Below are 22,559 nucleotides of genomic sequence, written 5' to 3' on the forward strand. Positions count from 1 at the left end.
TGCTGATTGGTTGGTTGGCCAGTAATATTGGTATAGAAGCAGCTTTTTGTTTCGCTTTGCTTTGTATATGTTTGGTTATCCCGCTTAATTTGGCCTGGCTTTATACTGATAAAAAGTTAATAAAAGGTGAGGAGGTTTGAGAGTGAAGATACAGTTGAATAGGGCTACGCCTTACATAAAGACACAGGAAAAATAGTATGTGGGTCATCTGATATAGATTTCGTCGAAATGAATAGCTGTCCACCGTTTTTAGTAGAGATGCTTACCGATTTGAATACGCCAAATGATTGTACCGTTATGAGCACAAAATATAGGAGTGAACATATCAAGAGGTTAATGATATTGATGTTTTTTTAAAGAGTGGGCGCATATTAGGTTCTGCAAAAAACGCAAGCTTTTTAGAGTGTTAGGGAGAACAAAAGCTTTACTTTGTACTGGAGATCCGTTTTAAAGAAATCCTATTAAGGAGGAAATTATATGATGGAGCTTAGTAATACATTGAATACATTGGCGAAGTTTTAAGATGTTTGTTCGATGAGTCCTTATTTTGTGGCGCTGATGAAACAGGATAATACGCTGCCCAGTGGTGATTATACTATTGATTATTGGACCTTGCCTGCTCTACCAGTTACAGTTCGCGTTATTGTTTTGAAAAAACTAGATCTTCTGCAAAAAGGTATTGATATATCTGAAGTAGCTATCATTATTGCCCATGATTTGGCAGTTAAGCTTGCTGCGGATGATCGTTTACGCTATCAAGTTTCTGACGTCTGCAGCCTTCCTTTTTATGCAGAAACGTTTACTCATGTACTTGGTGGATGTAATTTTGCATTTATTCAAGCAAGAGAACAAGCGCTGTCTGAGGTCAGTTGTGTTTTGAAAGTAGAAGGCGTTCTTCGTACTTCAAATTTTTACGATAGAAGGGTGCTTAGCAATAAAATTATTACTGAAGTTTATAGCGCTATAGGGTTTAAACCTGATTCTGCTTGGACGCTGCATTATTGGTGTAACTTTTTTGGCAAAGCAGGATTGGGCCTGGATCAAGAAAAAATTATGGATTATCATCTCGTCCCTATGATGAGCTTAAAGAAAATTTTCGTAGATATATGAGAATTAAAAATAAGTTCACTTGTCAGCTTGAGGAAAATATGCAGGATGCATTTTATGAGCGATATCTTACTATCCGTGCTCCTCTTAATGTTCAACGAGATTATCGGGGAGTTACGATACAGTTATGGCGCAAAAAATAATAGCTCAAAATATCATCACGGCAGCTAAGCGGTTGCATGAACGCCAGCCTTATGGCGACGAACCATTTTTTATATTTGATGTTGATTCTGCGTTGGAGCGGGTTTTGCGTTTGCAAGCGGTCTGTCAGCAATATTTTCTGAACGCAGTTATTGCTGTTTCGGTTAAGTCATGCTCGTTAGGTTTGTTGTTACGACTCATTGCTGAGCACGGATTTAGTGCAGAAGTATGCTCAGCAGATGAGCTTAAGCTAGCTTTAAAGGCTGGTTTTACGAGCGATAGGATTATATTGGATGGACCTTATAAATCTCTTAACGATCTTTCTCAAGGGATTGCTGAAAATGCACTGATTCATGTTGACAGTCCGCATGAACTCAAGTCCATAATTGATTTGGTTTCTGATACTGACCGCGTAGTGGGGCTGGGTGTAAGATTGGCGCATTTTTACAAAGATAGCCAGCGTTCTCGTTTTGGAGTGACAGTGGAAGAATTTGAGGAAGAAATCGTTCCCTTGCTGCAATCTTGCAAGAATGTTTATCTTAAAGGCTTTCATCTTCATATCGGTTCGAATTTGGAAAGTTCGGCACGAATTATTGAGAACTTGCGTGATTGGCTTCCCTTCCTTTTAAAAAATATGCCTAAGGGAGGGCATCTTAATATGGGGAGCGGATTTCCAGCAGACTCCTTCTTAGCCGATGCTGAAGTTACGGCTATGAAACCACGGGAGTTTTTCCAAGAAATTTTTAATGTTTTATCTGAACAAGACACCACTTTACCTGCTAGATGGAAATTGATTTTTGAGCTTGGTAGGTATATCAGCGAAGATCATGGTTATGTTGTAGGGAGAACTGTGAGTATTAAAAAGCGCGGTAAGGTTGATATTATACAGACAAATCTTGATATTAACTGGATACCTTCTTGGCGTGTTTGGCATCATTCGCTTATACCATTAGAAGAGAAAAAAAACGCTTGTGATAAACATGATCAGATATTAGCAGGTTTTGACTGTTTTGAAAATGATCGCCTTTTCCCCAGGGCAGATTACGGTTTGGGTAAAGATCAGTTGTTTATTATTCGCGGTTGCGGTTCTTATGATTTAGAAACTGCTAATGAATGGATGCGTCTTAAACCTCCCGTATATGCTTTATACAAAAAAGAAATCGTAACAGCGAGGCTTGCAGAAAATGCTCTACCAGCTGGGCGAATGGATTTATTGCATGCAGAGGAGGCTATTAATGTGGATAAAAACATCCATCTCGTACCTGCATCTTCGAGATACGCTTCCGAGCTTTTTAATATTATAGATCGTAATAGAACGGAATTCAATCAATATATGGCTTGGCCACGTTATGTTACGAATGAACATGATGAAGCTATTTTTCTTGACGTTTGCTTTTTGCAACATCAGAAGAATGATGGAAAAACATATGCTATTTTGTTTGATGAAGTTCCAGTGGGATTACTTTCTTTCAATAGGATTGATAGTGGTAATAAGACCGCTTATATCGGCTATTGGCTTGATTTAAAACTTCAAGGAAAAGGGATTATTACTAAGTCTGTGAAAGTCTTGATGCAATCTTATTTAAAATCTGGCGCAATAAAAAGATTTGTCATAAAATGTTCAGTAGACAACCAGAGAAGCAACGCAGTAGCGCAGCGCTGTGGCTTTGAGCTTGAGGGTAGATTGAGAAAAGCTGAATTGTTGAACGGAGTTTTTCATGATCAGAATATTTATAGCTTTATACTGTGAGATTAGATAAAAAAATTATTTTTTGATATACTACGTGGGTTTATACCGATGAGGTAAATTGCCGGTGCTAAATAAGATTCAGCCACGCAGATGAGAAGTCATATGTGCAGCGCATCTGGAGAGGGGCAAAAAATCATTGAGAGGGCTAGTACTCTAAATCAAGCTAGATTTGTTAGCAGAATAGGAAATTCATCTTTCGTTCAGTTGCCTACGAATGCTGATTGCTTTTAGTTATCTCAAGCGTTTATCGGAGTTGCAGTAAGGTGCAGTTAATGGACGTTATGATTGGGTATTTTGCTGTATAGATTGAGGTAGAAGAAGGGGAGGTGTGCGGATTACTTCTTTGTAAACATTAAGAGTAGAGATGTAATAATTACGTTAAAGAATCCGCTATGAGATTTTATACGATTATTGCTTTCCAGAATGGCTTTAGACCTTTTATTTTTTATTAACAGAACGTTAGGGTCTATGTATCGCGTGCAGTACCAATTTTTCACTATAGTTGATAGGATAGCTTATTGAGTGTAAGGTTCTCTGACCTTGATGAATACTGTAGCATTCTTTAAAAATATTCGTTGATAAGTTTTTTTCGTGTCATTCATACATGGTTGATATAAGTCTGATATAATAAGAATAGGACTTAATTATTTTTAAAGTTGATATGTTATGGCTGTGAAGAATGGTAAACAAATAAAAAGTAAGGGTTCTAAGCCTGTCGCTCATTTCCTTAAAAATTTAAGGGGTGTAAAAAATTGGGAACAAGTTTTACAATGGCTTGCTTTCCGTAAGGTGGAGGATATTGAGTGTATCACGCCTGATCAAGCAGGAGTGCCGCGTGGCAAGATGATGCTTTCTAAAAAATTTACTTCGGAAACATCATTGGCATTGCCTTCAGCGGTTTTTATGACAACAATTTCAGGAGATTATCCTGAAGATGGTCATGGCTTTGAATATCCTAAAACAGACGGAGATCTACGTCTTGAGCCTGATTTGTCTACATTAAGCATTGTACCATGGGAAGATGCTCCCACAGCACAGGTGATTTGTGATCTTGTCTATCAAAATGGACAGGTTGTCGATTATACACCACGAAATGTTTTGCGAAAAGTCATTGATTTTTATACGAAAATGGGACTAAAGCCGGTTGTTTCACCAGAAATTGAGTTTTATTTGGTAGAAAAAAATCCTGATCCTGATTATCCTTTAGTTCCTCCAGTTGGTCGTTCTGGACGTTCAATTGGTGGGGGGCAGGGCTATTCGATTGCCGGTGTGAATGAGTTTGATGAGTTCATTGATGATATTTATCATTTTTCGGAGGCACAAGGATTAGAGATCGATACGCTTATTCACGAAGAGGGAGCAGGTCAGTTTGAAATCAATTTACGCCATGGTGATCCAATTGAATTGGCTGATCAAGTCTTTATGTTCAAACGCACAATTCGTGAAGCAGCACTGAAACATAATATGTATGCAACTTTTATGGCCAAGCCCATTCAAGGGCAGCCGGGTTCTGCGATGCATATCCACCAATCAGTTGTTGATAAGAAGACAGGTATGAATATTTTTACGCAGGAAGATGGTGAAGAAAGTGTTTGTTTTCGCCATTTTATTGGTGGATTACAAAGACATATGGCGGGAGGACTTGTCATGCTTGCACCTTATGTTAATTCTTATCGACGCCTTATGCCGGATGTTTCAGCACCTGTTAATTTACGATGGGGTTATGATAATCGGACCACGGCATTTCGTGTTCCTCGTTCTGCTCCTCAAGCGCGACGTGTAGAGAATAGGCTTCCTTCGTCAGATGCAAATCCTTATTTAGCTCTTGCAGCTTCTTTAGCGTGTGGTCTCATTGGTTTACAGCAAAAAATTGAACCCGATGAGCCAACGACAAATAATGTGAATGCTGATAATATTGAGTTACCGCGTGGACTCATTGAGGCTGTCAATTTGTTTGAGCAAGATACAGAAATACGTGCTATTTTAGGGGACGTGTTTGTCAGTACTTATGCTGCAATCAAACGACAAGAATTTGAAACTTTTATGGAAGTGATTAGTCCGTGGGAGCGCGAATATCTCTTGCTTAATGTTTGAGGTTTGTCACGATGATTGGCTCTAATCCAATTTCTCCAGGGCTTTCTTGGTATGAAGATACTTTAAAAGAGCGTCCCTCTTATCCTTCTTTTTGTGAAGATAGACAGTGTGATGTGGTCATTATTGGGGGGGGATTGACAGGCCTTTCAGCTGCTTATCATTTAGCGAACACTGGAGTGGATGTTGTTTTATTTGAGGCATCACGTTTTGGGGATGGAGCTTCAGGGCGCAATGGTGGACAATTGGGAACGGGGCAACGGCAATGGGTTGAAACGTTAGAGAAAAAATATGGTTTTGAGCGCAGTAAAGTGCTATTTGATTTAGCAGAAGAAGCTAAAAGAGATATTTTATCTTTATGTGCGATGCCTGATTTTCAATGCGATTTTATGGTAGGGCAACTTTCTGTAACCCATAAAAGGCGTGAGCTTTTCTCTTATCAACGGCATATTGAAACGATGCAGCGTTATGGCTATCACGCGCTTACTTTTATGGATAGGGCTGAAACATCTAGGCGACTTGGATCGTCTTTTTATTGTGGTGGTATTTATGATGCGGATACCGGCCATATAAATCCCTTAAAATTGATTGTTGGGTTAGCAAAAAGAGCTAAAAATGCTGGTGCTAAGCTTTATGAGAAGACACAAGTAACAACCGTGAAGAGCAAGGGAACTCATTGGCAAGTAATAACAGAAAAAGGGAGTATAACAGCAGAGCATGTTTTACTCGCAACGAACGGGTATAAACTTGGTTTGCAGCATTTTGTTCAGAAAAATATTGTTTCTCTTCGCTCGTATATTGGAGCAACGGAACCATTACCAAAGGACAGTTCAATTCTCATGAGGGGTGAATCTGTTGATGATTCCCGTTTTATGGTTCGCTATTTTCGCAAAAGCATTGATAATCGTCTCTTATTTGGTGGTGTAGAAAGTTACAATAATAAGAATCCTATAAATTTAGATGTACGTATAAAACGGCAAATTGCTGAAATTTATCCTCAATTATACTCTGTTAATTTGACCCATCGTTGGGGGGCAACGGTTGCTATCACGGTTGAACGTATGCCTTATGTTCGCCAACTTTTCTCTAAGATGACTTATTGTGGCGGTTATTCAGGGCATGGCGTTATGCTTGCTCCTTTTATGGGAAAATTATACGCAGAATGGTTGACTGGGAATTATGAACGTTTTGCCCATTTTCAGAATTTAAAGATTTCATCCTTTCCGGGAGGAAGCATTTTGCGTTATCCACTTATATTTTTAGCAATGCGTTGGTTTTCTTTAATGGATCGTCTTTAACACAAACATTGATTGAAATGTAGAAAATTAATGGCTTATTTAGGTTCTGTCTGCTTTAATGATGAAAGATTTTATAAGTAATACTAGGATTGAATAATCGAATAGAAAAATAAATAAGTCCATGGTAAGTAAAATTATTCCAGTTTCTCCCTTTGATTGTATTGTTTTTGGTGGTAACGGTGACTTAGCAGCGCGCAAACTTATGCCTGCTCTCTATCATTGTCAGTGTGTTGGGCAATTTAATGAGCCCACGCGTATTATTGGGGTTGCACGTTCTGCATGGAGTAATGAAGAATATCAAAGTTTTGTTCGGGCTTCTTTAGAAGCACAGATTCATCCAAAAGATCTCAATCCAACTGAACTCCATCGTTTTCTTGCACGTTTGACTTACGTTTCTGTTGATGTTTCCTCAAACCAAGGGTGGCAAGATCTTGCGTTGGTATTATCACAAGATTCAACGGATATTCGAGCTTTTTATTTGGCTGTTGGTTCGTCACTTTTTTCTGATATTGCGATGAAGTTGGGGAAAAGCAATTTGGTGACGCCACAAACAAGAATTATCATTGAAAAACCTATTGGCCGTGATGTAAAAACAGCCATTTCGCTTAACGATGCATTTGCAAGTGTTTGTAATGAAGATCAAATTTTTCGCATTGATCATTATCTTGGCAAGGAAACTGTTCAAAATCTGATGGCATTGCGATTTGTGAATACACTTTATGAACCGTTATGGAATTCCAATTATGTTGATCATGTTCAAATAACGGTTGCTGAATCTTTAGGTTTGGAAGGGCGTGCAGAATATTATGAGAGTGCAGGTGCACTACGCGATATGGTGCAAAATCATATGTTGCAATTGCTCTGTTTAGTGGCGATGGAAATACCATTTACGAATAGAGCAAATGCTGTGCGTGATGAAAAATTGAAAGTTTTGCATTCTTTAACACCTTTTGATCTTCATAATGTAAAACAACATACTGTACGTGGGCAGTATACCGCTGGTGCATTGAATGGTGTTCATGTGGGCTCTTATCTTGAAGATTTGGGAAGAGAAAGTGAGAGCGAAACATTTGTAGCGTTGAAGGTTAAGATTAATAATTGGCGTTGGGCAGATACGCCTTTTTATTTACGAACTGGTAAGCGTATGCCTACGCGAATGTCTGAAATTGTGGTTGTTTTCAAATCCATTCCACATAATATTTTTAATGTGGATTCGGATGAGATTTTTTCTAATAGGCTTGTTATTCGTCTCCAGCCTGATGAAGGCGTCAAACAATGGCTGATGATTAAGGACCCAGGTCCTGGTGGTATGCGATTTCGTCATATCCCCTTGGATATGAGTTTTGCTGCTGCATTTTCTGAGCGTAATCCTGATGCTTATGAACGCTTATTAATGGATGTTATTCGTGGCGATCAAACACTCTTTATGCGCCGTGACGAAGTTGAAGCAGCTTGGCGTTGGATTGATCCTATTATTGAGGGATGGCAAGCAATAAAGCAGCCTGTTCATGGTTATAGTGCTGGTTCATGGGGGCCACCTGCTTCGACAATTTTAATGGAACGTGATGGACGTATATGGAACAATTTAGTTTAGAGCAATAAGCAGTAAGTGTGCAGAGAATGAATATTGACCGTTTAAATTTTGAAACACCCACGACTCTTGCTTTAGCATTGGCTGACCGTGTAGCAGCAGAGCTTAGTATAGCTGTTCTTGAGAGAAAGCGCGCGATTTTAGCAGTTTCTGGTGGGAAAACACCAGAATTGTTTTTTCATTATTTATCAAAGGCTGATATTGACTGGCAAAATATTATCATCACTTTGGTTGATGAGCGTTTTGTACCGTCTCATCATGAGCGTTCAAATGAACATATGGTACAGCGTTATTTGTTGCAAAATTTTGCTGCAAAAGCACGTTTTGTAGGACTTTATCATAAGGCACGCACCGTTGAACTTGCGGCTTTTTCAGCAGCAAGTCGTGTTAATACTTTGCCTAAACCCTTTGATGTTATCGTTTTAGGAATGGGGATTGATGGACATACGGCTTCCTTTTTTCCTGATGCTGATCGTTTAAAGCAAGCCCTTGATCTTCGAACACAAGCACTTGTTTTACCACTTCATGCCAAGAGTGCTTTTGAGCCAAGACTCTCACTAACTTTGCCAGTTATTATGCAATCGCGTTGTATTATTCTTCATTTTGAAGGTTTTCAGAAACGCGATTGTTTTGAAGAAGCTTGTCAAGAGGGATCTGAGATGGAAATGCCGATTCGGGCAATTTTGCGTAATTCCCCTCATCTTGTGCAGGTTTATTGGTCACCTACAGAAAATGAAATAAGTGAATCAGAATGTGAAAGACAAGAGGAATAGAAATGCAATCTCTCTTTAATGAATAAGAGAGAGAAACAATGAAAGGGGGGAAGTAAATATGGCACTTTCCAAGACAATTGCCACAGTTACACGAAGGATTTATGAACGTTCTCTACCTACACGAGAAATTTATTTAGAACGCATCGCAAACGCACAAAGTTACCGTCCCAAGCGGAGTTTTTTGGGATGCGCTAATCAGGCTCATGGTTTTGCTGCTTGTGGAGCAATAGACAAAGAGCGTTTGAAGGGAAATATCGTTGGAAATATTGGTATTATCACAGCCTATAACGATATACTCTCGGCGCATCAACCTTTTGAAAAGTTTCCTCACTTAATTAAAGAAGCAGCTCGTATGGTTGGTGGTGTTGCGCAGGTAGCAGGAGGTGTTCCTGCGATGTGCGATGGTGTTACGCAGGGGAATGCGGGGATGGAGCTTTCCCTTTTTTCACGTGAAGTGATTGCAATGGCGACAGCGATAAGCTTATCACATGATGTCTTTGATGCAGCATTGTATCTTGGGGTGTGTGATAAAATCGTTCCCGGTTTATTGATCGGTGCACTAACATTTGGTCACTTACCAGGAATTTTTATACCCGCTGGTCCTATGACAACGGGGCAAGGAAATGATGAAAAAGTAAAAATACGTCAACTTTACGCGGAAAATAAAATAGATCGCCAAACTTTGTTGGAATCAGAAGCCCGTTCTTATCATGGACCAGGGACATGCACATTTTATGGGACGGCTAATTCTAATCAGGTGATATTGGAGATGATGGGGCTACATATGCCGGGAGCTTCTTTTGTCAATGCGAATACACCGTTGCGTGATGCTCTAACAAAAGAAGCGACAAAGCGTGTACTTGAAATGACCGATCTCGGTGATCATTATAGACCACTTGGTATGATCATTGATGAGCGTTCTTTTGTAAATGCTATTGTAGGATTAAATGCGACAGGAGGTTCTACCAATCATACGATTCATTTGATAGCTATAGCTGCAGCTTGTGGTATTCAATTGACATGGCATGATATTGCGGAAATTTCATGCCATGTACCTCTTTTAGCGCGAATTTATCCGAATGGTTTGGCTGATATCAATCATTTTTATGCAGCAGGGGGGATAGGGTTTATTATTCGTGAGCTTATTGAGGCCGGTTTAGTGCATGAAGATGTTTCTACAGTTTGTGGTAAAGATCTCAATGCTTATGCCATTGAAGCAAAGCTTTCTGCTGATGGCTGTGTGGTACGTGAACCGGCTCTCAAGGAAAGTGGTGATCATAAGGTATTAGCAGGGTGGAAAAAACCATTTCAGCCTGACGGGGGTCTTCGTGTTTTATCGGGAGATTTGGGAACAGCTATTATAAAAGTTTCATCCGTTAAACCAGAATATTGGCAGATTAAAGCACCAGTCTTTGTCTTTAATGATCAAGAGGAATTACAAAAGGCTTTTAAATCTGGGTCATTGAATGATAAAGATTTTATCGCTGTTATTCGTTATCAAGGACCAAAAGCCAATGGTATGCCAGAGCTTCATAAATTAACCACTATTTTAGGTGTTTTACAAGATCGTGGTCAAAGGATAGCATTGATAACGGATGGCCGTATGTCTGGAGCATCAGGCAAAATTCCCGCTGCTATACATGTAACACCAGAGGCTTTGGATAATGGTCCCATTGCGCGGTTGCAAGATGGTGATATTGTTTGCCTTGATGCGCATAGGGGGAAGCTAACTCTTTTAGAGGATTTAGAAAAATTTAATGCGCGAACAATCACACCTCCTGATCTTTCAAAAAATGAACAAGGTGTTGGACGCGAACTCTTTCGTGTTTTCCGCCAATCGGTTAATCGTGCAGATCAAGGAGCATCTGTTTTTATGGCATGAGAAATGCAAACAGAAGCAAGGTGGACCATGTACAGTGAAATCATGTACAATGGATTGTTAAATTTTTTAGAATTTTGGTACGGGCAGATTGTTTGCTCGAGCAGCGGCTTTAAGTGTATTAACCATAAGCATAGCAATTGTCATTGGTCCAACACCTCCTGGAACAGGGGTAATTGCAGCAGCTTTTTCTTTTACATTTTCAAAATCGACATCCCCAACAAGACGCGTTTTTCCTACACCTTTTTCTGGTGCGGCAATGCGGTTAATACCAACATCAATAACAATTGCACCATTTTTCACCCAGTCTTTTTTAATCATTTGAGGACGGCCTACAGCCGCTACGAGAATATCGGCACTACGACACACATCATCAAGATCACGAGTACGACTGTGAGCTATTGTCACAGTGGCATTGGCTGCAGTTAAAAGAGCAGCCATAGGTTTTCCAACAATATTAGAGCGCCCAACGACAACGGCATCAAGACCAGATAAATCTTGTCCACATTGTTTTTCAATCATCATCATGGCGCCAGCTGGTGTACAGGGTATGATAGCATCCTCAAGGGCATTGGCGGCTAGTTTTCCGATATTAATATAATGAAAACCATCCACATCTTTCTGGAAAGCAACGGCTTGTGTTATGAGGTTTGTATTAATATGAGTGGGCAAGGGAAGTTGCACTAAAATGCCATGAACCTTAGGATCGGCATTTAATGTTGCAATAAGTTGAAGGAGCTCTTTTTCTTGTGTTTCTTTGGAAATGGCATGTTTTATCGAAAGAAACCCACATTCTTCAGCTTTTTTATTTTTTGAGGACACATAGACTTGACTTGCAGGGTCATCTCCAACAATGACGACGGCAATACCAGGTTGTATATTATAGTTATTGCGCAGTTTTGTTGTTTCAGCCTTAACTTTCTCAATAATCTCTTCAGCAAGTTTTTTTCCGTCAATAATATTATTCATGAGAAAGATCCTTTCGGTAAGGCTGTTTGTTTTTTTGTAAAGCATTTTCTAATAATACGATAGAGTTTTATAGAAATATTCATAGGGAAATTGCTTTATAAAGAAGTAGCAATATTGCTGTTTAAATAAACTTTGGATAAAGAACAAAAATAATGAGAATACAAAGTGGATATGGTGAATTATAGGATTATAAAAAGTTTTTTAACAATTATTTAAGTTTGTTTTTAATCTAGTACTAGGGGAATACGTTTAGAGGGATATTGTGCGCATCAGAATAATAAAATTTTTGAGCGGAATTTTTATTATAATTATCTTTTTATTTGGGGTGGGGATTCTCGTTTTACCTTATCTCGTCTCTACAGATATGATTCGTGTTCGTTTAGCGCAAGAGCTGAGTGCATGGACAGGTTATAATGTGCAATTGCGTGATCCACCGCGTTTAAATATTTTTCCTTACCCTAGAGCGTTGCTTTCCGGTGTTACTTTAACCTCAAAAATGGATGATGTTGCGCCACTCATGGAAGCTGAATCTATAGAAGTTGATCTTTCTGTCGTTGATCTTCTTTGGGGACGAATTTCTTTTTCAGAAACGCGAATTGTGCGTCCTCAATTTGCTATGGAAAAGCCCGTTAAAACAATGGCAGATTTTTTTGATCGATTTTCACGCTCACAAGGTGCTTTAGGATTAGCTATACGCAAGGCGCGTGAAATATTAAAACAAAACCCTGATCATCCAGAGATAGAACACCTTTTAAAACAACCTTTTGGGCGGGTTGTCATTAAAAATGGTGCTCTTGTGTATCAAGATAGTCTTTCAGGGGTAGCGGAAAAAATCACAGGGTTAAATGCGACTTTAGATTGGTCAGAATCGACACAAGAAATACGGTTGCGTGCAGATGCTCGTTGGCGCGGAGAATTTACAAAATTGTCTATTGATGCTGCACAAGCATTGTTGCTTCTGGCAGGAGGAAAAAGCCAGGTTAAGGCAAGTCTTAATTCTGTACGCGGGGGAATAACTTTTACAGGACAGGCGCGGTTATCTGAATATTATATTTTTGACGGAAAGGTGTCGATGCGTTCTCCGGGATGGAATCAGACTGTGTCTTGGTTTGGAGGAAATCAATTTTGGGGACATAAATTAAAAGCCCCTATTGTCTGGGAATCTCATTTTTTAGCACGTCCAATGCATATCCAAATGAACAATGTTACATTTACGATAGGAAAATCCAATGCACGTGGAGCTTTGGAACTTGACTTTCAAGATTATATACCAAATGTCGTGGGCTCTTTAGCATTTGATAACCTAGACTTTAATCTCTTGGGCTCAATGTTTTCTTCAGTTAAAAAGAAAAACTCATTCTTTGATATGGCGCTTTTTGATCGTATTGGAGTGGATATACGACTTTCTGCGCCTCAAGCTAAAATAGAAAATATTTTACTCACAGATTTAGCTGCTGCAATACAAATAAAAAATGGGTATGGGATTTTTGATCTTGGACATGCAAATATTGGGGGTGGATCTGTTCAAGGTAATATTGAAGTTACGCCGGCTGGACAGAAAATACGTATTGGAGGAAATATTTCAGGATCTTCTATTGATACCCAGGAGGCTTTAGAAACTTTAGGATTTATACCATTTGTACAGAGCAAAACAGATTTTACTGCAACGATACAAACACTTGCGGGTTCTTGGATGGAAGTTTTTACAAAAATGCAAGGTGGATTAACACTAAAGATGTCTTCTGGGCGGCTCTTAGGGTATGACTTGAATGAATTACAAAAAAAACTTTCAAGCAAACAACAATTTCTTTTAAAAAATGATGATTCTCTCTCCACAAATTTTAATCACTGGGATATTCAGACAAACTTTTCAGCTGCTACGATAAAGATAACAGAGTCATTGATGCGTACAACAGACTTGAGTTTATCTATACAGGGGGGTGTTACAACTGCTCTTGCTCAAGGACAGCAAAGTGAATTGATATTACAGGCACAATTGAGCAAAAATCATAGATCAGAAACTTTATGTAAAGATGTCCAATGTCTTGCTAACAGCCTTGCATGGCCTTTTACATTTTCTCTGAGCTCTAAAGGACAAGATCATGGTAATTTTTTGATTACAAAAGACATTGACACAGATTAAGCATTATTTTTTATTTGCACAACATGCTATTCTATAGTGATAATTCATCTATTTGCAATTTAAAGTCGTTTTTAAGTTTAAACAAGAAATTTCAAAATCATAAGATTCTCTTACTTTCTATATGTGATGAAACTAAGAATCTTCTTCTTCGCCACATAAATGCAGTTGTTATTTAGATAAACAACTGAAGAGAGGGATGAAAACACCTCTCTCTAGAATCTTTTCAATACAGGAGAGTCATAATATGAGTGAAAATCTTAGAGAATTGTTGAAAAATATTTTGTTACCTTAAAACGTTAAGGGTATATCAGCCAGAACTTATTGAATCTGAGAAGAAATACCATAACCATCTTTGCTAACTGTATGCTTCCCATCTGCTCCAACAGAACCAATTCCCACTGTAATCAAAATAAAGGCTAAGAGGGTTGTAATGGTAATAATGGTAGCTTTTTTAGCAGACATATCTTTCCTCCACTGATGCATCAATGACTGAGTGCAAAGATGAATGGTGTATTATTTAACTTATATGAAAGCAGAATCGCTTAACGATCTATTGGTTCCGATCATTATCTCATAAAGCTAAAAAACTCTATAATTCTTTAATATATTATAGTTCTATAGATATAATTTTTTCTTTTTGTTATACATTTTTCTTCATTTCTTGATGACGATAGTGAGTATTGGCAAGATTTTATGCGCATAAACTATAAACTTAAAAGATTATTTATCCGACAGACATTGGCTTTGAATGAAGAAATAAAGATAGAAGGAGCACAAGCTTTTTATCTTGTGCATGTTTTGCGGATGAAAGAAGGAGCAGAAATTCTACTTTTTAATGGACAGGATGGTGAGTGGCTTGCTAGACTTACTCTTGTTAAGAAAAAATTTGTTTTGGTTCAGCTTATTCATCAAGAAAGATTACAAACGACGCATTCCAGTCTTATTTACTGCTTTGCTCCACTCAAAAACGCGCGGTTGGATTATATGGTGCAGAAAGCTGTTGAAATGGGGGTATCGATTTTGCAGCCCGTTATAACGCATCATACACAGGTTACGCGTATTAATATGGCGCGTATGGAGGCTAATGTTATTGAAGCTTCTGAACAATGTGGTATTTTATCTCTCCCTAAATGTGTATCAGCTCTATCATTAGCAGAGCTCTTAGCAGGTTGGGATAAGACACAGCCTTTATTCTTTTGTGATGAAGAGTATCAATCGCATAATCCATTATCTTCTTTTAAAAAGTATAACGTTACAGCACCTGGTATTCTCATTGGACCAGAAGGTGGATTTAGTGAAGAAGAGCGGAGCTTTTTAAAAAAGCATCCTTTTGTGGTTTCGATATCATTAGGTCCACGCATTTTGCGCGCTGATACTGCCGCTGTTGCGGCATTGGCTCTTCTTAATGCTACTGTGGGGGATTGGTCAATGGATTGAGATGTCTCTAAAATCATTCTAAACAATTCATTTAAGATGATAATACTAATGATAGGATACGATAAGTTATGGCGCTTGATGTAATGGATGAAAGTGAAGTTTATAACTTAGATTCCTTGGTTAGCTATTTCCAAGGGGGGTGTAAAGCAGAAGAAGATTGGCGTATTGGCACAGAACATGAAAAGTTTCCGTTTTATAGAGAGAGTTTTCGTCCTGTTCCTTATGATGGAGAGAGAGGGATTCGAGCGCTGTTAGAGGGGATGCAAAGCGCTTTGGGATGGAAACCTATTTTAGATGAAGGGAATATTATTGGGCTTGTAGGATCAGTTGATCAGGGGGCTATTTCTTTGGAACCTGGGGGACAGTTTGAATTATCTGGGGCACCATTAAAAACAATAGATCAGACATATCATGAGTTGATGGAACATTTAACGCTTCTCAAAAAAATTGCAGAACCATTGGGTATTGGTTTTTTGGGGATGGGAGCGAGCCCAAAGTGGACGTTAGCAGAAACACCGAAAATGCCTAAATCACGTTATCAGATTATGACTGATTATATGCCAAAAGTTGGGCATAATGGCCTTAATATGATGTATCGTACATCAACGGTTCAGGTTAATCTTGATTTTTCATCTGAAAGTGATATGCGGCGAAAAATGCAAGTATCCATGAAATTACAGTCCATTGCGACCGCCTTATTTGCAAGTTCACCTTTTACGGAAGGACGTCCAAATGGCTTTTTGTCATGGCGTTCTGAAATTTGGCGTGATACGGATAATCACAGGACAGGTGTTCTTCCCTTTATATTTTCTGAGCATTTTGGTTTTGCTGATTACGTTGAATGGGCTCTTGATGTTCCTATGTATTTTGTTGTACGTGATGGCCGTTATTATGATTGTACACATATAACATTTCGTCAGTTTATGAATGGAGCATTAAGAGGACATGTTGCAAATTCAATTCCAAACATGGGAGATTGGATTAATCACTTATCAACGTTATTTCCTGAAGTTCGCTTAAAAAGATTTTTAGAAATGAGAGGCGCTGATTGCGGTTCTTGGAAGCGCATCTGTGCATTGTCGGCTTTTTGGGTTGGGCTTCTTTATGATAGAGAAGCGCTTAATGAGGCAGAGGCTTTAACAAAAGATTGGTGTTTTGAAGAAGTTTTGGAAATGCGTGAACGCGTTCCAAAAGAAGGATTAAAAACCCCTTTTCGTCAAACCATTCTTTTAGAATTAGCCCGTCAAGCTATTGCCATTGCACGCAAGGGCTTAAAAAATCGCAAACACTATGATGCAAATGGTTTGGATGAAACAAATTTTCTTAATCCTTTAGAAGAGGTTGTAGCAACAGGGCAAACAGATGCGGAAAAACTTTTGTTTCATTACTCTTCTATTTGGAATGAGTCTGTCGAACCTACATTTTTAGAATGTGCCTATTAAATTGAAGACAAAGACACTTTGTACTTTTTTAAAACTGTATATTATCACAGTGGTTCATTCCTTTTATGAAGGGGAGTAGAAAATAATTTTATTACTTTTAAACAAGGAATAAAAAATATTATTTAAAAACGTATAGTACGCTTCTTAACGGATTGTTTTTTCATCTTTTTAATAGCAAGAGTGCATGGGGATTTGTATATCTTTTTGTGACATTACGATATCGTTATACAGTCATTATGAAGGCAATAGTTGGATTTTGTTTAATGGGTAAGAAAATTACAGGAAACCATTTTCTCTATATGGATAATTTGTTTTTTAGTTAATCTAGAAATTTTTTACGTATTCAAACATCGGATTATTAAAAGTCGACTTCAAATTTTGCGAGTAAAACATCTTTTCTTAATAAATAACAAACACTCTACTTTACTATTTAGCAGACCTTCATATTGAGATTTCTTACCTAAAATAGCAAAGCATCCACAAAAAAAGAGTAGCTTTGGGTAACACTTTAAAATATCTAATTACGAGAATTCACTTGTCGTTCTATTCAATATTTCTAAAACAATCCTTTATCTTATTCTGTAGATGTGACGGGCTCTACCTTACTCTTAAATATTTTTATATATTCTTTTGCTATTTCTCCTTTTTCGCGATATCCTGGATTTTTACAGTTTTTATTGAGATATGACTGATAAAGTTCATCGTACAGATTCAGATCGTTCACTTTCGTATATCCAAGTGATATTAATACAGCGAACAAAAGTATCAATAGAGAAGATAAAACAATAAATGTTATGGTACGTTTCATGAGTGATTTAACTCCTTATCTTTGATAAATAGACCGATATTGAATACGGTTATTATAACGGTTGATATCACTTAGTTTGGTCATATCGATAAGATATAGGGTATTTTTGTTGGTATTGTGATTTAGGTTGTATTAAAAATAATATGTATTACTGGTTGCATTGCCTTTTCAATAGGCATTATGGTTTTTGAGTCCTTCACATTTACGATTTTTTGTTATTGAGAGGACATATTTTGTGCCTATAAGAGAATTTTAAAAAAACAAAAAAGTTTCTTCTCCAAAAGCTTTTGGGAGCACAGTCCATAAAATTGGAAAGAGGAGCTTGATGGTTTATTTTCAGAGAATTTATGAATGTTTGTTTGTTAATGAATTATTTTTAAAGAAAGATTTCTTTAATTCAAAAGTTAAAAGAGAGTGATAAGGACTTTTATAGAATAAAATAGGTTGGAATTATTCAGTATTAAAATGCAATGAAGGGGGTTTATATTTCTCTTTTTAAACTATTTGATAAGCTTTTTAATTTTAAAGAGTAGGGAAATAAATTTATTTATTTTCTTTAAACAATTATTCGTAGATAAAAAATTCTCTTTTAATCTATAAATTAAAAAAATAATGATTTTTTAAAAGCCTTGTAAGCTTTATACCTTAATTTTAAATATTATGCATTGATTTTGAATTATGCATATTATTCAAAATCAATTATAATAATAGTGGATATAGACTGGGCAGAGACAATGACGTTTAATTTTTTCATCAATTTATTTCTATTTGTTATTTTTTTATTGTGGATTGCCCAAAGTAAGAGAATGCAATGGAGTCTTTCACGCCGTGTCATGCTGGGGCTTGTCCTTGGTTTGATTTTTGGTGGTGTTTTGCAGGTTATTTATGGAGAAGGTGAAGCCACTTTGTTGAAATCCATTGAATGGTTTAACATTGTTGGAAATGGCTATATCTTATTACTTCAAATGATTGTTATGCCATTGGTTTTTATCTCTATCGTTTCAGCTGTTGCTCATTTGCATTCTGTTTATGCTGTTGGAAAAATGAGTATAATGACTATTTCAATATTGCTCTTTACAACGGCTCTTTCAGCATTGGTTGGCGTTTTAGTTGTGAATGCCTTTGGTTTAACTGCAAATGGTTTGGTGCATGAAGGGCAAAATGTTTCTACTGTTCTTGGAGAGCGTATTTCTCAACTTGGAGATATGAATATTCCAAAGATGATTTTATCCTTGATTCCTAAAAACCCCTTTGCTGAGTTAAGTGGTTCTAAGCGTACATCAATTATCAGTGTTGTTATTTTTGCGTCATTTTTAGGGGCTGCGGTTCTTCTTTTGAAGAAAGATGAGCCAGAAAAAGGGGAAAAAGCACTTTTATTTATTCAAGTGGCACAAGCTTGGATCATGCGGTTAGTTCGTCTTGTGATTGCTTTGACGCCTTATGGTATTTTTGCACTTATGACAAAAGTAGGAGCATCTTCACATGTTGCAGATATTTTAAATTTACTCATTTTTATCATTGCTTCTTATGTTGGTATTATTTTAATTTTTGGCATTCATGGTGTGTTGCTCGGCATATCAGGAATTAACCCCTTCCGTTTTTTTAAAAAGGTTTTGCCGGTTTTGACATTTGCTTTTAGCAGTCGTTCAAGTGCAGCAAGTATTCCTTTGAATATCGAAGCACAAACACAGTGGATAGGTGTACCGCAATCTATAGCGAGTTTTGCAGCTTCTTTTGGGGCAACAATTGGACAAAATGGGTGTGCTGGTCTTTATCCAGCGATGCTTGCGACCATGATTGCGCCAACTATGGGGATTAATCCTCTTGATCCTACATGGATTGCAACGCTTGTTGGGATTGTAACATTGAGTTCCATTGGTGTTGCTGGTGTGGGGGGAGGGGCTATTTTTGCAGCATTGATTGTGTTACCAATCATGGGGCTTCCTGTTACTTTGGTTGCTGTCCTTATCTCTATTGAGCCACTGATTGATATGGGACGTACCGCTCTAAATGTGAGTGATTCAATGATAGCAGGAACGATCACCAGTCAAATATTACGAACAACGGATAAAAGTATTTTTGAAAAATAATTTTGGGTTATATTTTTGGGGGTTTTAAAATATCTGTAAGAGATATTTGCCCAGAACCGGGTTGTAGAGGTTTTTGTTGATTGGGATGAGGAGCCCAACCAGAGAGCCAGATGAAAGAAAAATGGGCACGAATACGTCCATCAGGATCGCTAAATTTTTGTGCGTAGATTTCAGCAGCACGGAGAAAAAAGCGTTTAGAGACAGGGCGCCGTGAGCGATTAATGAGGGCATTTTGCATTCCCATTGCTTTAAGATCGCGCATAAGGTCAAACATTGTATTATAACGTATCGTAATCTCTTCAACATCGGTTACAGGGAGAGCAAAGCCAGCACGCTGTAAAAGAGCGCCTGCATCACGAATATCGACAAAAGGGTAGATTCTAGGGCTTGCTCCACCATAAATTTCAATTTCAGCCTGTAGGAGACATTCACGTAATTCTTTGAGAGTACCAGCTCCTGTCATAACAGCCAGAAATAAGCCATCTGGTTTAAGAGTGTTTTTTATCTGGCTTAGAACACCAGGGGTATCATTCGTCAATTGTAATGAAAGAAGTGAAACAATAAGATCGCAGTAATTTTGAGGTAAGTCAAGAAATTCTCGATGACGTAAATGAAATTTTTTATCATAGCTTTTATAAAGCATATCAGTTTCAATACGTTCTATAGAACAAACCTTTCCAGATTTTATGAGAGCTTGCGCAGCAAGATCTGTATGGCTGTGTAAATCAAGCGCTAATGTAAAGAGACGATCAACAGTACTAAGACGTTGATAAAGATCTTCGGCCATGAGAGAGAGTAAAAAGTCATATCCTTTTTTTGCTTTTTGAAAGGCGCGTTTTCGGAATTGTTCAATACGGTTATGATCAAAAATTAAAGGATGGGACATATTGTGGAACACTTTTGATTTATGAAAAATATATTTTGAAAAGGTTCATGTTTGTGCGCGCTCTGTCAAGTTTATAATGTGAAATAAAAATAAGTTTATAGGAGTTTAAGAGTTTTTAAAGAAATTAAATTTATAAATTGAGGAAATACAAAGGAACTTTTGTTCTACGGGGAACTTGTAAAAGCCTAAATTTATAATGTTTTACTTTCGAGAAGCGGCTTTAAATAGCGGGGATATACTCAGTCAATTTATTGAGCGTTTTAAAACAATGCTTTATCCACCAATTTGTCCTGGATGCAAGCAAAATGTTTCTACTTATGGCACAATTTGCTCTAAATGTTGGAAAGATCTTCAATTTATTACGAAACCTTATTGTCCTGTTATGGGGACACCTTTTGTTTGTGATATGGGGGATGGTTTTCTTAGTGGTGAAGCACTCCGTAATTCTTACCCTTTTTCACGTGTTCGCTCAGTCATTGTTCATAAAGGACTTGCACGCACTTTGGTAACGCGCTTAAAATATGGTGATCATATAGAATTGGCACCATTTATGGCCAATTGGATGGTTTCTGCTGGACGTGAGGTTATCGATGAGTGTGATGTTATTATCCCCATTCCATTGCATTTTCGTCGTTTTTGGGAGAGACGTTATAATCAATCTGCTGAGCTTGCCCGTTATATTGCAGCATCACAAAAAAAGCTTTTAAAACCCGGTTGGCTTATTCGTTGTCGGCATACGCGCCCGCAGGTTAGTCTTTCTTCAAGAGAAAGAAAACTTAACGTAAAAAATGCTTTTAAGGTTTCGCATAAAGTTAAAAAATATCTCAAAGGATGTTCCATTTTACTGATTGATGATGTATTCACAACGGGCGCAACAGTTACAGCAGCAGCTGCTGCACTAAAATATGCAGGTGCACGACGGGTTGATGTGCTAACATTTTCGCGTGTTCTTAAAGAAGATTCTATTTTTCCTTCTTTTCAATAGGAACTTAAAGTGGATATTATTACAAAAATACTTGGAGGATAATACTTATGAAAGAGATAATTATTTATACACGCCCCGGTTGTCCTTATTGTACAAAAGCACGTGATTTGCTTGATAAAAAAGGCGTAAAATATACAGATATTGATGCTTCCACATCCCTTCGTCAAGAAATGGTACAGCGCGCGAATGGGCGTAATACATTTCCACAAATTTTTATAGGTGATTATCACGTTGGCGGTTGTGATGACCTTTATGCTTTAGAAGCTGAGGGAAAACTCAATTCTTTATTGCAAGATATATAGATATATAATCGCTATAAATAACATACCTTTAAAACTATTACATCCCTTACGACCGTTTTGCGAGAAGGAGATAGTTAACATCCATGTTTTTTGAGCGATTCCAGCTGTCGTTTAATGGATTATAAGTAATACCTATCTCATCAATGACAGTTAGAGCGTTTTGTGATAAGAAATTCTTAAGTTCTCGAGGTTTTAGGAATTTTTTATAATCATGAGTTCCTTTAGGGAGCCAACGCAGGATATATTCAGCGCCTATAATAGCAAGCCCCCATGCTTTCCACGTACGGTTGAGTGTTGCAACAAACATCAACCCTTGTGGTTTTAGCATTTTTGCTGTCGCTTTTATGAAGAGATTAACGTCAGCGACATGTTCAACAACTTCCATATTAAGGATGATATCAAATTTTTCTCCTTCATTGGCGAGTGCTTCTGCTGTTGTCGTGCGATAATCAATTGAAAGGTTATTTTGTGCTGCATGGATTTTTGCAACTTCAATATTCGTTTGTGCAGCATCAACGCCTACAACGATAGCGCCAAGACGCGCCATGGGTTCACATAACAAGCCTCCTCCACAGCCAATATCAAGAATTTTCAAATTATCAAAGGGCGTCAGTGAAACAGGATCACGATTAAATTCTAAACAGATTTTTTCTCTAATGTAAGCAAGACGTGTTGGATTAAATTGATGAAGAGGTCGAAATTTCCCTTGAGGATTCCACCATTCTGTAGCAATCCGTGAGAAGTGATCAATTTCACTTTGATCAATAGTTGTTTGTTTTTCCTCTATCATGTTGTCTTCCTTTTATTTTCTAATGATCAAGTCCGGTAGAGTTTATACAAAGTCAAGAAAAATTAATATAGTCATAA

General features: G+C 37.7%; 18 protein-coding genes. 13 read left to right on the forward strand and 5 right to left on the reverse strand.

Translation table 11 applies throughout. From position 1 onward, the window contains the following. Positions 1-558 precede the first annotated feature (558 nt). The 7 genes from FS875_RS05285 (at position 559) to edd (ending at position 10,633) form a co-directional block, all read left to right on the forward strand. Positions 559-1,110 (forward strand): class I SAM-dependent methyltransferase, encoded by a 552-nt coding sequence (locus FS875_RS05285; RefSeq protein WP_207999976.1) that lies wholly within the window; start codon positions 559-561, stop codon positions 1,108-1,110. A 124-nt stretch (positions 1,111-1,234) separates the two neighbouring features. Next, positions 1,235-2,998: a 50S ribosomal protein L7/L12-serine acetyltransferase gene (gene rimL / locus FS875_RS05290; protein WP_144754002.1), complete on the forward strand. Its 1,764-nt coding sequence runs from the start codon at positions 1,235-1,237 to the stop codon at positions 2,996-2,998. 666 nt (positions 2,999-3,664) lie between these two features. Next, positions 3,665-5,092 carry a glutamine synthetase family protein gene (locus FS875_RS05295; protein WP_144754005.1) on the forward strand — a complete coding sequence of 476 codons (1,428 nt, stop codon included), beginning with the start codon at positions 3,665-3,667 and terminating at the stop codon, positions 5,090-5,092. Between the two features lie 11 nt (positions 5,093-5,103). Further along, the gene (locus FS875_RS05300) at positions 5,104-6,387 is read left to right on the forward strand and encodes an NAD(P)/FAD-dependent oxidoreductase (protein ID WP_144754008.1); all 1,284 of its coding nucleotides are present in this window, start codon (positions 5,104-5,106) and stop codon (positions 6,385-6,387) included. Between the two features lie 121 nt (positions 6,388-6,508). After that, positions 6,509-7,981, forward strand: coding sequence for a glucose-6-phosphate dehydrogenase (gene zwf, locus FS875_RS05305; RefSeq protein WP_144754011.1), 1,473 nt, complete (start codon positions 6,509-6,511; stop codon positions 7,979-7,981). A 17-nt stretch (positions 7,982-7,998) separates the two neighbouring features. Beyond that, positions 7,999-8,751, forward strand: a complete 753-nt coding sequence (gene pgl, locus FS875_RS05310) for a 6-phosphogluconolactonase (protein WP_144754014.1) — start codon at positions 7,999-8,001, stop codon at positions 8,749-8,751. A 58-nt stretch (positions 8,752-8,809) separates the two neighbouring features. After that, the gene (gene edd, locus FS875_RS05315; RefSeq protein WP_144754017.1) at positions 8,810-10,633 is read left to right on the forward strand and encodes a phosphogluconate dehydratase; all 1,824 of its coding nucleotides are present in this window, start codon (positions 8,810-8,812) and stop codon (positions 10,631-10,633) included. Positions 10,634-10,699: 66 nt separating this feature from the next. Here the strand turns inward: edd and folD are convergent, their stop codons facing one another. Then, the gene (folD, locus tag FS875_RS05320; protein ID WP_144754020.1) at positions 10,700-11,599 is read right to left on the reverse strand and encodes a bifunctional methylenetetrahydrofolate dehydrogenase/methenyltetrahydrofolate cyclohydrolase FolD; all 900 of its coding nucleotides are present in this window, start codon (positions 11,597-11,599) and stop codon (positions 10,700-10,702) included. 262 nt (positions 11,600-11,861) lie between these two features. Here folD and FS875_RS05325 point away from each other — a divergent pair, with 262 nt between their 5' ends. After that, complete coding sequence (locus FS875_RS05325; RefSeq protein ID WP_144754023.1) at positions 11,862-13,742, forward strand: AsmA family protein; 1,881 nt, start codon at positions 11,862-11,864, stop codon at positions 13,740-13,742. A gap of 318 nt (positions 13,743-14,060) precedes the next feature. Here FS875_RS05325 and FS875_RS10155 read toward each other — a convergent pair whose 3' ends face one another. Next, positions 14,061-14,204 carry a hypothetical protein gene (locus FS875_RS10155; protein ID WP_166428886.1) on the reverse strand — a complete coding sequence of 48 codons (144 nt, stop codon included), beginning with the start codon at positions 14,202-14,204 and terminating at the stop codon, positions 14,061-14,063. A 231-nt stretch (positions 14,205-14,435) separates the two neighbouring features. Here FS875_RS10155 and FS875_RS05330 point away from each other — a divergent pair, with 231 nt between their 5' ends. After that, the gene (locus FS875_RS05330; protein WP_144754025.1) at positions 14,436-15,179 is read left to right on the forward strand and encodes a 16S rRNA (uracil(1498)-N(3))-methyltransferase; all 744 of its coding nucleotides are present in this window, start codon (positions 14,436-14,438) and stop codon (positions 15,177-15,179) included. Between the two features lie 68 nt (positions 15,180-15,247). Continuing rightward, entirely contained in the window at positions 15,248-16,621 is a 1,374-nt protein-coding gene (locus FS875_RS05335) for a glutamate--cysteine ligase (RefSeq protein WP_144754028.1), read from the forward strand. 574 nt (positions 16,622-17,195) lie between these two features. Here FS875_RS05335 and FS875_RS05340 read toward each other — a convergent pair. Continuing rightward, on the reverse strand, positions 17,196-17,429 hold the full coding sequence (locus FS875_RS05340) for a hypothetical protein (RefSeq protein ID WP_144754031.1): 234 nt from the start codon (positions 17,427-17,429) through the stop codon (positions 17,196-17,198). A 734-nt stretch (positions 17,430-18,163) separates the two neighbouring features. Between FS875_RS05340 and FS875_RS05345 the strand changes: the two genes are divergently transcribed. After that, complete coding sequence (locus FS875_RS05345; RefSeq protein ID WP_144754034.1) at positions 18,164-19,519, forward strand: L-cystine transporter; 1,356 nt, start codon at positions 18,164-18,166, stop codon at positions 19,517-19,519. A gap of 7 nt (positions 19,520-19,526) precedes the next feature. Here FS875_RS05345 and FS875_RS05350 read toward each other — a convergent pair whose 3' ends face one another. After that, positions 19,527-20,405, reverse strand: coding sequence for a methyltransferase domain-containing protein (locus FS875_RS05350; protein ID WP_144754037.1), 879 nt, complete (start codon positions 20,403-20,405; stop codon positions 19,527-19,529). 196 nt (positions 20,406-20,601) lie between these two features. Between FS875_RS05350 and FS875_RS05355 the strand changes: the two genes are divergently transcribed. Both FS875_RS05355 and grxC read left to right on the forward strand, forming a co-directional pair. Next, the gene (locus FS875_RS05355; RefSeq protein WP_144754040.1) at positions 20,602-21,390 is read left to right on the forward strand and encodes a ComF family protein; all 789 of its coding nucleotides are present in this window, start codon (positions 20,602-20,604) and stop codon (positions 21,388-21,390) included. Between the two features lie 47 nt (positions 21,391-21,437). Then, positions 21,438-21,692: a glutaredoxin 3 gene (gene grxC / locus FS875_RS05360; RefSeq protein WP_144754043.1), complete on the forward strand. Its 255-nt coding sequence runs from the start codon at positions 21,438-21,440 to the stop codon at positions 21,690-21,692. 46 nt (positions 21,693-21,738) lie between these two features. Here grxC and ubiG read toward each other — a convergent pair whose 3' ends face one another. After that, positions 21,739-22,482 (reverse strand): bifunctional 2-polyprenyl-6-hydroxyphenol methylase/3-demethylubiquinol 3-O-methyltransferase UbiG, encoded by a 744-nt coding sequence (ubiG, locus tag FS875_RS05365; RefSeq protein ID WP_144754046.1) that lies wholly within the window; start codon positions 22,480-22,482, stop codon positions 21,739-21,741. Between the last annotated feature and the right edge of the window lie 77 nt (positions 22,483-22,559).

This window comes from Bartonella saheliensis (assembly GCF_902162175.1).